This is a genomic window from Pseudacidovorax sp., assembly GCF_017991995.1.
GTDB lineage: Bacteria > Pseudomonadota > Gammaproteobacteria > Burkholderiales > Burkholderiaceae_C > Xenophilus.
The window spans coordinates 173,959-185,695 of record NZ_JAGOPN010000005.1 but is presented as its reverse complement, the minus strand read 5'-3'; the positions used below and the strand labels follow the sequence as shown (position 1 = coordinate 185,695).

Annotated in this window: 11 protein-coding genes; 4 read left to right on the top strand and 7 right to left on the bottom strand. The window is 68.7% G+C overall.

What is annotated here, in order from left to right:
- Window positions 1-125 precede the first annotated feature (125 nt).
- Window positions 126-1,235, top strand: a complete 1,110-nt coding sequence (locus tag KBC94_RS08970; protein ID WP_294368897.1) for a PA0069 family radical SAM protein — start codon at window positions 126-128, stop codon at window positions 1,233-1,235.
- Window positions 1,236-1,259: 24 nt separating this feature from the next.
- On the opposite strand, the gene KBC94_RS08965 is transcribed toward KBC94_RS08970, so the two are convergent.
- Both KBC94_RS08965 and KBC94_RS08960 read right to left on the bottom strand, forming a co-directional pair.
- Window positions 1,260-1,709, bottom strand: coding sequence for a TfoX/Sxy family protein (locus tag KBC94_RS08965; RefSeq protein WP_294368893.1), 450 nt, complete (start codon window positions 1,707-1,709; stop codon window positions 1,260-1,262).
- Window positions 1,706-2,296, bottom strand: a complete 591-nt coding sequence (locus tag KBC94_RS08960) for a DM13 domain-containing protein (protein ID WP_294368891.1) — start codon at window positions 2,294-2,296, stop codon at window positions 1,706-1,708. The genes KBC94_RS08965 and KBC94_RS08960 overlap by 4 nt, the downstream gene beginning before the upstream one ends.
- Before the next feature lie 194 nt (window positions 2,297-2,490).
- Between KBC94_RS08960 and KBC94_RS08955 the strand changes: the two genes are divergently transcribed.
- Complete coding sequence (locus KBC94_RS08955; protein ID WP_294368888.1) at window positions 2,491-2,892, top strand: PaaI family thioesterase; 402 nt, start codon at window positions 2,491-2,493, stop codon at window positions 2,890-2,892.
- A gap of 111 nt (window positions 2,893-3,003) precedes the next feature.
- Window positions 3,004-3,453 carry a type II 3-dehydroquinate dehydratase gene (gene aroQ, locus KBC94_RS08950; RefSeq protein WP_294368886.1) on the top strand — a complete coding sequence of 150 codons (450 nt, stop codon included), beginning with the start codon at window positions 3,004-3,006 and terminating at the stop codon, window positions 3,451-3,453.
- A 49-nt stretch (window positions 3,454-3,502) separates the two neighbouring features.
- On the opposite strand, the gene KBC94_RS08945 is transcribed toward aroQ, so the two are convergent.
- The 5 genes from KBC94_RS08945 to KBC94_RS08925 form a co-directional block, all read right to left on the bottom strand.
- The gene (locus tag KBC94_RS08945) at window positions 3,503-4,777 is read right to left on the bottom strand and encodes a multidrug effflux MFS transporter (protein ID WP_294368883.1); all 1,275 of its coding nucleotides are present in this window, start codon (window positions 4,775-4,777) and stop codon (window positions 3,503-3,505) included.
- Window positions 4,778-4,920: 143 nt separating this feature from the next.
- Window positions 4,921-7,323: an RNA polymerase sigma factor RpoD gene (gene rpoD / locus KBC94_RS08940; RefSeq protein WP_294368881.1), complete on the bottom strand. Its 2,403-nt coding sequence runs from the start codon at window positions 7,321-7,323 to the stop codon at window positions 4,921-4,923.
- A 345-nt stretch (window positions 7,324-7,668) separates the two neighbouring features.
- Window positions 7,669-9,585, bottom strand: coding sequence for a DNA primase (gene dnaG / locus KBC94_RS08935; protein WP_294368880.1), 1,917 nt, complete (start codon window positions 9,583-9,585; stop codon window positions 7,669-7,671).
- Between the two features lie 101 nt (window positions 9,586-9,686).
- Window positions 9,687-10,445, bottom strand: coding sequence for a 3-hydroxyacyl-CoA dehydrogenase (locus KBC94_RS08930; RefSeq protein WP_234192601.1), 759 nt, complete (start codon window positions 10,443-10,445; stop codon window positions 9,687-9,689).
- 134 nt (window positions 10,446-10,579) lie between these two features.
- Window positions 10,580-11,137: a phasin family protein gene (locus KBC94_RS08925; RefSeq protein WP_017760046.1), complete on the bottom strand. Its 558-nt coding sequence runs from the start codon at window positions 11,135-11,137 to the stop codon at window positions 10,580-10,582.
- A gap of 162 nt (window positions 11,138-11,299) precedes the next feature.
- On the opposite strand from KBC94_RS08925, the gene KBC94_RS08920 reads away from it, so the two are divergent.
- Window positions 11,300-11,737 (top strand): thioesterase family protein, encoded by a 438-nt coding sequence (locus KBC94_RS08920; RefSeq protein WP_294368876.1) that lies wholly within the window; start codon window positions 11,300-11,302, stop codon window positions 11,735-11,737.

The following is an 11,737-nucleotide window of genomic DNA, read 5'->3' as shown; positions in this document are numbered from 1 at the left end:
AAGTTCTCACATGTCCCACGGCGGTCGAGGGAAAACCCCAGCAGGACCTGACTTTCAAAATAACTGTATAAAAATACAGTATTGATCCAGAATGATGGGCTCCTGCCGTTACCAGGCCTTGCCGCATGCCCGACGCATTGATCCCCGTTCACGCCATCAAGGGCCGCGGCGCCGCCACGCGCCTGGCCCATCGCTTCTCGCGCGACGAGCGCAGCGCCTTCGACGACGGATGGGCGGACGAGTCTCCGCCCGCCGCGGAGGGCGAGGCGGGTGCCGAAGGCGAGCGCCTCGCACCTGCCACCGAGGTCCGCTTCGAGGACGCCCGCTCCGCCCTCAGCGAGAACGATTCGCCCGACATCTCCTTCGACCGGTCGCTCAATCCCTACCGCGGCTGCGAGCACGGCTGCATCTATTGCTTCGCCCGGCCCACGCACAGCTACCTCGACCTGTCGCCGGGCCTGGATTTCGAGACCCGGCTGATCGCCAAGCGCAACATCGCGCAGGTGCTGCGCGGCGAACTGGGGCGGCGCGGCTACCGGCCCTCGCACGTCGCCATCGGTACCGCGACCGATTGCTACCAGCCCATCGAGCGTGAGCTGCGTCTGACCCGATCGGTCATCGAGGTGCTGCAGGCGGCGCGGCATCCCTTTGCGTTGGTCACCAAGTCCAGTGGCGTCGAGCGCGACCTGGACCTGATCGCCCCCATGGCGGCCCAGCGGTTGGCCGCGGTGTACGTCACCGTCACCACGCTCGATGCCGACCTGGCCCGGCGGCTGGAGCCGCGCGCCGCCTCGCCCGCGCGCCGGCTGCGCACCATCCGCACCCTGGCCGAGGCCGGCGTGCCGGTGGGGGTGAGCGTGGCGCCGCAGATCCCCTTCCTCAACGAAGACCTGGAGCAGGTGCTGGAGGCCGCCTGGGAGGCCGGCGCCCGCAGCGCCTTCTACACCGTCATCCGCCTGCCCTGGGAGGTGGCGCCGCTCTTCAAGGAATGGCTGTCGCTGCACTACCCACAGCGCGCCGCACGGGTGATGGCGCGCATCCAGGATATGCGTGGCGGCAAGGACTACGACGCCGACTTCGCCAGCCGCATGAAGGGCAGCGGCCTGTGGGCCGAACTGGTGGCGCAGCGCTTTGCCAAGGCCACGGCGCGGCTGGGCTTCAACCGCGAGCGCATCGGGATGGACACCTCGCTGTTCCGGCCGCCGGGGGCCGAGGGGCAGGGCAGCCTGTTCTGAGGGGCCGCGGGCGTCGGCGCCGCGTCAGCGCCGGGTCTTGCGGGGTGGCGGCGGCGAGGTGGGGGCCGTCACCGTCCGACGTGCGCGGGCCGGCTTGGCCTGATGGGCGCGCAGCGCCGCCTCGTAGGCGAGCCGGCCCCAGTGCAGGGCCTGTTCCGGATCGTCGAAGATCGATTCCGGCGCCTGCCGGAAGGAGGTGGGGGTGGCGGGCCGCCCCTCGCGCTGGTAGCTGAAGGCGGGCAGGCCCAGCGCGTCGAACTGGGCCTGGCTGATCGCGTCGGCCTTGAGGTAGAGCGTGTCCCGCAGCACCAGCGCCAGCATCACGCCTTCGTGGTAGAGGCCGTGGCCGCCGAACATCCGGCGGGCCTCGATGCGACCCAGCGGCGCCAGCACCTCGTGCAGGCTCTGCACGAACAGGCTGGGCGCGCGGCCCGGCGCGCCCGGTTGGCGGGAGCGGGCCGGGCGGTCGGTCATGGGGTCTGCCGGGCCGCTGGCGCGGCCGTGGCACCCGTGGCCGCAGCGGGGACAGCGGGGACAGCGTCCGGGTCGCGGTAGCGGGCGGCGCCGATGAACTTGCCGAAGGCCTCGCACCAGATCACCACCGTCGTGTGGCTGCCGATGTCCACGGTGGCCGGCAGCGTGACGATGAAGTTGTCGAAGGTGCGCACCTGGCCGACCTGCACCATCTCGCTGCGGTGCTGTTCGAATTCCTCCGCGCTCTGCACGAAGGTCGGCGACAGGTAGAGCCGGTAGTCCGGGCCCGGCGCCACCGAGCCGCGAAGGGCGATGGCCCAGGGGCCCACCGTCAGTTCGCCGTGGGCCCAGTGCAGCAGATCGTTGCCCTTCAGGTCGCCGCGCATCTCCACCTTGTAGGCGGCCTGCGCGGCCACCATGCCGACTTGCGCATCGCTGGGCGCGGGCGGTGCGATCAGGATGGGCAGCCAGTAGATGCCCAGGCCCGTGCCGAGCACCAGGCCCACAAGCAGGGCAAGGCCATGGGTCAGGAGGCGGACGGACAGGCGGCGCGCGCCGGTACGCGGCGGCGGGACGGGAGGAATCATGCAGGGAAGGCGAAGCGCGGGCGGGACGCGGCGTGGCGCCGCGCGCGGATGGCGGGCGATTCTATGCAACGCCTCCTGCGGAGCCCTGACCATCCGGCTGCGCACCCGCTCCGGCCCGCCAGGCAAGCGGGCGACATGCGGGGTCGCAGGCGGCGGCTATGCTGCGCCGCGCGCCGTTGCACTCCCTGCGATCCATGACCGACATCGAAATCCACACCCAACCGCTGCTTCGTGCCATCGGCTTCGAGCGCCTGCTCACCAGCGACCCGCAAGGCCGCGCACGGGTGCGCTTCGCGCCGCGCGCCGAGTTTGCCCACACCGAGGGCACCGTGGTTCAGGGCGGCTTCGTCACCGCCTGGCTGGACAACGCCATGGCCTTCGCCGTGTTCTCGCGCGAGCGGGGCGTGGGCCTGGCCTCGCTGGAGATCAAGACCAGCTTCCTGGAGGCCGTGCGCGTGGCGCCCGTGGAGGCCGAAGCCCGGGTGATCCGTTGGGGCGGCAGCGTGGTCTTCCTGGAGGCCGAGCTGTTCGACGAGGCCGGGCGCCTGCTGGCGCGTGCGTCGTCCACCGGCAAGCTGTTGCGGCCCCGGCACTGAGACTGCGTGGCGCAGGTGGCGTCGAGGCGGGGTGCTTGCCAAGGGGCTGGTCAGCCGTCTTATTTAAGATGCCGCACCCTTTTCCCGCGGCGCAAAGCCCAGAGACCTCGCATGAAGAAGATCCTCGTCCTCAACGGCCCCAACCTCAACCTGCTGGGCACGCGCGAACCCGCGCAGTACGGCCATGAAACCCTGGCCGACGTGGAGCGCATGTGCGCCGAGGCGGGCGCCGCGCTGGGCGTGGAGATCGAATGCCGCCAGTCCAACCACGAAGGCGTGTTGCTGGACTGGATCCACGAAGCCGGCCGCGAAGTGGCCGCGGGCCGCATGCTCGGCGTGGTGATGAACCCGGGCGCCTACACTCACACCTCCATCGCGCTGCATGACGCCATCAAGGGCGCCAGCGTGCCGCTGATCGAGCTGCACATCTCCAACGTGCATGCGCGCGAATCCTTCCGCCACCACTCGTACATCTCGCCCGCGGCGCGCGGCATCATCGTCGGGCTGGGCGTGAAGGGCTATCCGCTGGCCATCGAAGCCCTGGTGCGCGTCAGCAGCTGATGGACTGACGGACGGGGGCGCCGGCGGCCGCCGCGCCAGTCTGCCGTCCTCAGGATTCCAGCTTCGTCGTCGCGTCGACCGGCAGCGGCGCTGCCGCGGCGGTACTGTCGCGGCCGATCTCGGGCCAACGTCGGTGCAGCCAGGTCCAGGCGACCAGCCCCACGCCCATCATCAGCAGCGACGACAGCGCCATCGCCATCGGCGAATGCATGACCAGCGGCGCGACCAGGCCCGCCACCACGCCGTTGGCGGTGGAGCCGATCACCGCCTGCAGCGACGAGGCCATGCCGCGGCGCGTGGGATGCAGATCCAGCACCAGCAGCGTCACCACCGGCACCATCAGCGCCCATCCGAAGCCGAACACCGCCAGCGGCCACAGCGCCCACCAGGCCTGCGGCACCAGCAGCGCATTGGCCACCACATTGACCACCGAGGTCAGCAGCATCACCACGAAGCCATCGCGAATCTGGCGCTTGGGCCTGGCCTTGCCCGCCATGCGACCGCTGGCCCATGCGCCGAGCATGATGCCGCCGATGTTGAGCACGAAGAACCAGAAGAACTGCGTGGGCGCCAGACCCAGGTGGTCGCCCAGGAAGGCCGGCGCCGCCAGCACGTAGAGGAAGAGCCCGTTGAAGGGCACGCCACTGGCCAGCGCCAGCAGCAGGAAGCGCGGATCGGAGCACAGCTGCCAGTAGCCGCGCATCAGGTCGCGCACGGCGAAGGGCTGGCGCTGGCTGGTGTGCAGCGTCTCCGGCAGGAGTTTCCAGTTGGCCACCAGCAGCACGATCCCCACCGCCACCAGGAACCAGAAGATGCTGTGCCAGCCCGCATGGACCAGCAGGAAGCCGCCGATGATCGGCGCGATGGCCGGCGCCAGGCCGAAGTAGATGGTGATCTGCGCCATCACCTTCTGCGCGTCGGCCGGGGGGAACATGTCGCGCACCACGGCGCGCGACACCACGATGCCCGCGCCCGTCGACAGCCCTTGCAGTGCCCGGAAGAACACCAGTTGCCCGATGGTCTGCGACAGCGCGCAGCCCAGCGAGGCCAGCGTGAAGACCAGCAGGCCCCACAGCACCACCGGCCGGCGGCCGAAGCTGTCCGACAGCGCACCGTGGAACAGGTTCATGAAGGCAAAGCCGAACAGGTAGGCCGACAGCGTCTGCTGCATCTCGGTGGGCGTCGCGCCGATGGAGCGCGCGATGCCCGAGAAGGCCGGGATGTAGGTGTCGATGGAGAAGGGCCCGAGCATGCCCAGCACCGCCAGCAGGATGGCCAGGGCCCAGCGCGGCGCGCGCCAGAGTTGATTGGCGTCAGGATTCATGCGTGTCTCTTTCCTTGGGTCTGCCTGCGGGGGGGGGGGGCAGGCGGGCGCCGTTCGCGCAACGCGAGAGCATCCAATGAAAACGGCGCCCCGGCCCTGGTGGGCCGCGGGCGCCGCTTCGGCGGAGCGCTCAGGGCGCGTGCTTACAGCGTGTCGATGAAAGAACGCAGCTTGTCCGAGCGGCTCGGGTGCTTGAGCTTGCGCAGCGCCTTGGCCTCGATCTGGCGGATGCGCTCGCGCGTCACGTCGAACTGCTTGCCCACTTCCTCCAGCGTGTGGTCGGTGGACATCTCGATGCCGAAGCGCATGCGCAGCACCTTGGCCTCGCGCGGGGTGAGCGAGTCGAGGATGTCCTTGACCACGTCGCGCAGGCCGGCCTGCATGGCGGCTTCGATCGGCGCGGTGTTGTTGGTGTCCTCGATGAAATCGCCCAGGTGCGAATCGTCGTCGTCGCCGATCGGCGTCTCCATGGAGATCGGCTCCTTGGCGATCTTCATGATCTTGCGGATCTTGTCCTCGGGAATCTCCATGCGCTCGGCCAGGATGGACGCATCGGGCTCGAAGCCGAACTCCTGCAAGTGCTGGCGCGAGATGCGGTTCATCTTGTTGATCGTCTCGATCATGTGAACCGGGATGCGGATGGTCCGCGCCTGGTCGGCGATCGAGCGGGTGATGGCCTGACGGATCCACCACGTCGCGTAGGTCGAGAACTTGTAGCCCCGGCGGTATTCGAACTTGTCGACCGCCTTCATCAGTCCGATGTTGCCTTCCTGGATCAGGTCCAGGAACTGCAGGCCGCGGTTGGTGTACTTCTTCGCGATGGAGATCACCAGGCGCAGGTTGGCCTCGATCATCTCCTTCTTGGCGTCGCGCGAGGACTTCTCGCCAGCATTCATGCGGCGGTTGATTTCCTTGAGCTCGGTCAGCGGCACCACCACGCGCGACTGGATGTCGGTCAGCTGCTGCTGCAGCTCCTGCACCGGCGGGATGTTGCGCTGCATGACGGCGCTCCAGGGCTTGCCGGCGGCCGACTGCTTCTCGATCCACTGCAGGTTCAGCAGGTTCGACTGCACGCGGTTGCCGTTCTTGTCGATGCCGCCGAAGTCGCGGATGAAGTCTTCCTGCGGATAGCCGCACTTCTCCACGATGATGCGGCGCAGCTCGCGCTCCTTCTTGCGCACGTCTTCCACCGTGCCGCGCAGCATGTCGCACAGCTTCTCGATGGTCCGCGCGGTGAAGCGGATGGTCATCAGCTGTTCCGACAGGGACTGCTGGGCCTTCTGGTAGGCCGGCGTGCCGTAGCCTTCCTTGTCGTAGATCTTGTGGATCTTTTCGAACAGCGAGGCGATGCTGTCGAAGCGCGACAGCGCCTCGTTCTTCATCTCCTCGAGCTTCTTGGTCAGCGCCTTGGAGCCGCCGTTGCCGTCGTCGTCGTCCTCGGCGTCGAACTCGTCGAAATCTTCCTCGGCCACATAGTCGTCGGCTTCGTTCGGGTTGGAGAAGCCGTCCACCACGGTGGAGATGACGACCTTGCCCTCACGGATGTCGGCGGCCATGCGCAGGATCTCGGCGATGGTGGCCGGCGAGGCGCTGATGGCGGCCATCATGTCCTGCAGGCCGCCTTCGATGCGCTTGGCGATCTCGATCTCACCCTCGCGCGTCAGCAGCTCCACGGTGCCCATCTCGCGCATGTACATGCGCACCGGGTCGGTGGTGCGGCCGAATTCGCTGTCCACGGTGGACAGGGCGGCTTCGGCTTCTTCCTCGGCCTCTTCGACGGTGGCGGCGGTGGGGGTGACGTTGTTCTGGAACAGCGTCTCGGCGTCGGGCGTCGTCTCGTACACCGCCACGCCCAGGTCGTTGAGCATGGTGACCACGACTTCCATGGTCTCGGCGTCGACCAGCTTGTCGGGCAGGTGGTCGGAGATCTCGCCTTGCGTCAGGTAGCCGCGGGTCTTGCCCAGCGTGATCAGCGTCTTCAGGCGCTGGCGGCGCTTGGCCATGTCCTCTTCGGACAGGACGGTCTCGTCCAGGCCGAATTCCTTCATCAAGGCGCGTTCCTTCGCCTTGCTGATCTTCATGCGCAGCGGCTTGGCCTTCTCGACCGTGGCCGTGGTGGTGGCCTCGGGCTCGGGCGTCTCTTCCTCGGCGAACTCGGCTTCGACGTCGGAGAAGTCCTCCTCGACGTCCTTGGCCTCGGCCGCGGCGGCCTTGGGCTTGCGGCCGCGCTTGGCGCCGGTGGTGGCGCCTTCCTTGTCGGCGGCGGCCTTGGGCGGGCGGCCCGGCTTCTTCTTGGCGGGCACGGCGATCTCGTCGGCCGTGGCGGCAGCTGCGGCCTTGGCGGTCGTCTTCTTCAGTTCTTCGGTGGCCTTCTCGGCTTTGGCAGGGGACTTCGTGGCGGGCACTGACTGGGCTTTCGTGGCGGACTTGCCGGCCGCGGTGGTGGTCGCCTTCACAGGCGCGACCACGGCGGCCGAGGTTTTGGTCTTGGCGGCGGGCTTGGCGGCGGCGGTTGTCGTCGTCTTTCCGGACTTTTGAGCAGGCATAGGACCCCAGGGCCCATGAGGACCCACAGAAAGAAAATTGAATCAACAGGCGCCGTCAGGCCGGCGCGGCGAGAGAGTGCCGGTGAGGACGCGGGGACCGCGCTACCGGCACGCCAGGCAAGATGGGGGGCGAACATTTGGAATGCAAGCCCTTGCGGAAGAAAGGAGGCCGGTCGTGCACGGGGGCATCGGTAGGCCAGGGTCCGGAGGTGCTGCTGTCGCTCTTGCCGAGACGAGCCGTGGATTATACCTTTGTCAATCAATTCCTACGCGCACTGCGGGGGATTGACTGCTGGAGTGGCGTGGCTTTCGGGACCGCTGGCGGAAATCGGACCGGTGGGCGGCTCAGCTGCCGGCGCGCTGCTTCTTCTCGAGCGCGAGGCGCCGCGTCAGCAATTCGCGGTAGCGCGCCAGCGCCTGCGGATCGCGGCCGGCGGCGGCAATGGCCTCGGTCTCCTGCGTCTTGAGGTGCTCGATCAGCATGCGGTCGAGCAGATCGCGTAGTTCGGCGTCCCACTCGGCATCGGTGGCGGTGCCGGCCGGACCGGCCATCAGGCGCACCGCCATGTCCTCGAAGGCCTGGCCGGCCATGTCGGCGCGCAGTTGCGGCCATTCCAGGGGACCGTATTCGTGCAGGCAGCTTTCCAGCCAGGCGAACAGCGGGCCGTGGGGCGGCGGCAGGCCGCAGAGCAGGGCGTGCTCCTCGCCCGAAAGATGCTCCCAGGCGCCCAGGCGTTCGAGCATCAGGCGCGCGGCATGGTCGGCGCGGCTGGCTGGCTTGGGCCGCGGGCCCGCGGGGCGGGGCGGCGCCGGAGGAAAGGGCCGCTTGCCGCGGCGCTGTGACGACCAGCGCGGCTGCGAGGGCGTGCCGTCACCCCAGGCTGGAGGCATGGATTCGCCATGGAAGTCGGGCGGCTCGTGCTCGTCGCGGGAGGCGGCGGGTGAGGGCGGTGGCGTCTGCCCGGCCCACAGCGCCTGAAGCCCGGCCGGCTCCAGATGCGCGGCCTGGGCGATCTCCGCCAGCAACTGCTGGCGCAGCGCGCCTTCGGGCAGCGCCTGCCACAGGGGCCGCGCCTGGCTCGCCATGCGGGCGCGGCCTTCGGCGCTGCCCAGCTCGCAGCCTTCGCGCGCCGCTTCGAGCAGAAAGCGGCTGAGCGGCACGGCCTGCGCCACGGCGCGGGCGAAGCCTTCCTCGCCGTTCTCGCGGATGAAGCTGTCGGGGTCGTGCTTCTCGGGCAGGAAGAGGAACTTGACGCTGCGCACATCGGTGGCGTGGGGCAGGGCCGCCTCCAGCGCCTTGCGGGCCGCGCGGCGGCCGGCGGCGTCGCCGTCGAAGCTGAACACCACCGAATCGGTGAAGCGGAACAGCTTGTGCACATGGTCGTCCGTGCAGGCCGTGCCCAGCGTCGCCACGGCATTCGGAAAGCCGAGCTGGGCCAGCGCCACCACGTCCATGTAGCCCTCGGTGACCAGCGCGTAGCCCTGGTCGCGCAGGGCGGTGCGGGCCTCGAACAGGCCGTAGAGCTCGCGGCCCTTGCTGAAGACCGGCGTCTCCGGCGAATTGAGGTACTTGGGCTTTTCGTCGCCCAGCACACGGCCGCCGAAGCCGATGCATTCGCCCTTGACGTTGCGGATCGGGAACATCACCCGGTCGCGGAAGCGGTCGTAGCGCTTGCCATCCTCGCCTTCGTCGCTGGCGATCACCAGGCCGCTTTCGACCAGCAGCGCGTCGGCATAGTCGGGAAAGACGCTGGCCAGCGCCCGCCAGCCCTCGGGCGCGTAGCCCAGCCCGAAGCGCTTGGCGATGGCGCCCGAGACGCCGCGGCGCTTGAGGTAGTCCACGGCGCGCGGCGAATCGCGCAGCAGCCGGCGGTAGGCGTCGCCGGCCTTCTCCAGCACGTCGGTGAGCGTGGCCTGGCGCTCGCGCCGCGCGGCCACCTGGGCCTTCTGCTCGGGCGAGAGCGGGTCGTCGTCGGGCACCTGCAGGCCGTACTGGCCGGCCAGGTCCTGCACGGCGTCGCGAAAGCCCACGCCTGTGTGCTCCATCAGGAAGCGGATCGCGTCGCCATGGGCCCCGCAGCCGAAGCAGTGATAGAACTGCTTGGTCGGGCTGACCGAGAAGGACGGCGACTTTTCCCCGTGGAAGGGACACAGCCCCATGAAGTTGGCGCCGCCCTTCTTGAGCTGCACATGGCGCCCGACGATCTCGACGATGTCGGTGCGGGCGAGCAATTCCTGGATGAAGGATTCGGGGATGGCCATGGGACGAGAACCAACGAAAAAGGGGCGCCTCCCTGCGGATGGCGCCCCCTCGGGCGAGACGGAAGTATCGGTGAAAAGCCGTCAGCCCGGCTTGGGCAGGGTCAGCGCGGCGCCAGGCGGATGGCGCCGTCCAAGCGGATCACCTCGCCGTTGAGCATGTCGTTCTCGATGATGTGCCTGGCCAGCTTCGCGTAATCGGCCGGCGTGCCCAGGCGCGAGGGGAAGGGCACGCTGGCGGCCAGCGCGTCCTGCACCTCCTGCGGCATGCCGAAGAGCATGGGCGTGCCGAAGATGCCGGGCGCGATGGTCATGTTACGGATGCCGCTGCGCGCCAGGTCGCGGGCGATGGGCAGCGTCATGCCGACGACGCCGCCCTTGCTGGCGCTGTACGCGGCCTGGCCGATCTGGCCGTCGTAGGCTGCCACGCTGGCGGTGGAGATGAGCACGCCGCGCTCGCCGGTGGCCTCGGGCTCGTTCTTCGCCATGGCGTCGGCCGCCAGGCGGATCATGTTGAAACTGCCCAGCAGGTTGACGCGCAGCGTCTTCTCGAAGACGGCCAGAGCGTGCGGGCCGTTCTTGCCCACGGTCTTCTCGGCTGGTGCGATGCCGGCGCAGTTGACCAGGCCCACGAGCTTGCCGAGTTCCAGCGCCGCGGCCACCACAGCCTGGCCGTCGGCCTCCTGGCTCACGTCGCAGCGCACGAAGCGCCCGCCGATCTCGGCGGCGACGGCCTCGCCCTTGTCCGCCTGCATGTCGGCGATGACGACCTTGGCGCCGTGCTCGGCCAGCATGCGCGCCGTGCCTTCGCCGAGGCCCGAGGCGCCGCCGGTGACGATGAAAACCCTGTCCTTGATCTGCATGGATGCTGTCTCCTTGTTGCGGGCAAAACCGCCATGATAGGAGTGGGCCGCTGGCACGCGCGGACGAAAAAAAGCCCCGCCGAGGCGGGGCCGAATGGATCCCGTGAGGACCCAAGGAGACAACCAGCAAGAAATCAGCGCTTGGCGGTGGCCGTCTTCGTGGCGGTCTTGGCGGCGTTCATGGCCTGCGTCGAGACGGCGTTGAAGTTGGCTTCGGCCACGTCGGAGGCCTGCTTGACGGCCTTCTGCACGGATTCGAAGGCGTTGTTGGCGGCGGCCACGGCGCTCTTCATCATGGCGACGGCGGTTTCGGAACCGGCCGGGGCGTTCTTGGCGGCGCTGTCGATCAGGCCGACCATGGCCTGCTGCGCTTCCACAGCCTTGCTCTCGAAGGCCTTGGTGAATTCGGCGCTGGTGCCCTGGGCGATGTCGTACAGGTGGCGGCTGTAGGCGGCGGTCTTCTCGGCCATCGGCTGCATCATGCTGGCTTGCAGGGCCAGCAGTTCCTGCGCGTCTTTGGCGCCCAGCACGGCGTGGGCGGTGCCGGCGGCTTCGCTCAGGGCGGCCTTGGAGGCGGTCACGTTCAGCTCGATGAGCTTTTCCATGCCTTCAAAGGCCTTGGTCGTCAGACCGAACAGCGTGTCGATGTTGGCCTTCTGGGCGGCGATGATCTGGTCGGCGGTGAGTGCCATGGTGAGCTCCTGGAGGTGGTGGAAGTGGGGTTGCGGCGTTTGCTGCGCTGCAACATGGGATGAAGTATGGCAGCGGCCCGTGGCGATCTCAAGGGGTTTTGCTGCGATGCAGCATTTTTAGGTGACAGCCCCTATTCGGGGCGCCCGGCAGAATCGCCGCCCATGAGCAGCGCCCGCCCCACGCCCCAGCCGCGCGACCATTACCGCGCCTTCCGTCCGATCACCACCCGCTGGATGGACAACGACATCTACGGGCATGTCAACAACGTCGTCTACTACAGCTGGTTCGACACGGCGGTGAACGCGCTGCTGATCGAGCGCGGCGCCCTGGATATCCACCAGGGCAGCACCATCGGCTTCGTCGTCGAGACGCAGTGCAACTATTTCGCGCCGCTGGCCTTCCCTCAGACCATCGAGGCCGGCGTGCGCGTGGCGCATGTGGGCAGCAGCAGCGTGCGCTACGAGGTCGGACTGTTCGCCGAAGAGGCGCCGACCGCTGCGGCCCAGGGCCACTTCGTGCATGTCTATGTCGACCGGGCCACGCAGCGGCCGGTGGCTTTGCGCCCGGCCTTGCTCGCGGTGCTCGACACCCTGCGCTGA

Excerpts from the sequence above, each read along its gene's own strand:
- KBC94_RS08970 (WP_294368897.1), top strand. The coding sequence starts at position 126 with ATGCCCGACGCATTGATCCCCGTTCACGCCATCAAGGGCCGCGGCGCC.
- KBC94_RS08965 (WP_294368893.1), bottom strand. The coding sequence starts at position 1,709 with ATGACCGACCGCCCGGCCCGCTCCCGCCAACCGGGCGCGCCGGGCCGC.
- KBC94_RS08960 (WP_294368891.1), bottom strand. The coding sequence starts at position 2,296 with ATGATTCCTCCCGTCCCGCCGCCGCGTACCGGCGCGCGCCGCCTGTCC.
- KBC94_RS08955 (WP_294368888.1), top strand. The coding sequence starts at position 2,491 with ATGACCGACATCGAAATCCACACCCAACCGCTGCTTCGTGCCATCGGC.
- aroQ (WP_294368886.1), top strand. The coding sequence starts at position 3,004 with ATGAAGAAGATCCTCGTCCTCAACGGCCCCAACCTCAACCTGCTGGGC.
- KBC94_RS08945 (WP_294368883.1), bottom strand. The coding sequence starts at position 4,777 with ATGAATCCTGACGCCAATCAACTCTGGCGCGCGCCGCGCTGGGCCCTG.
- rpoD (WP_294368881.1), bottom strand. The coding sequence starts at position 7,323 with ATGCCTGCTCAAAAGTCCGGAAAGACGACGACAACCGCCGCCGCCAAG.
- dnaG (WP_294368880.1), bottom strand. The coding sequence starts at position 9,585 with ATGGCCATCCCCGAATCCTTCATCCAGGAATTGCTCGCCCGCACCGAC.
- KBC94_RS08930 (WP_234192601.1), bottom strand. The coding sequence starts at position 10,445 with ATGCAGATCAAGGACAGGGTTTTCATCGTCACCGGCGGCGCCTCGGGC.
- KBC94_RS08925 (WP_017760046.1), bottom strand. The coding sequence starts at position 11,137 with ATGGCACTCACCGCCGACCAGATCATCGCCGCCCAGAAGGCCAACATC.
- KBC94_RS08920 (WP_294368876.1), top strand. The coding sequence starts at position 11,300 with ATGAGCAGCGCCCGCCCCACGCCCCAGCCGCGCGACCATTACCGCGCC.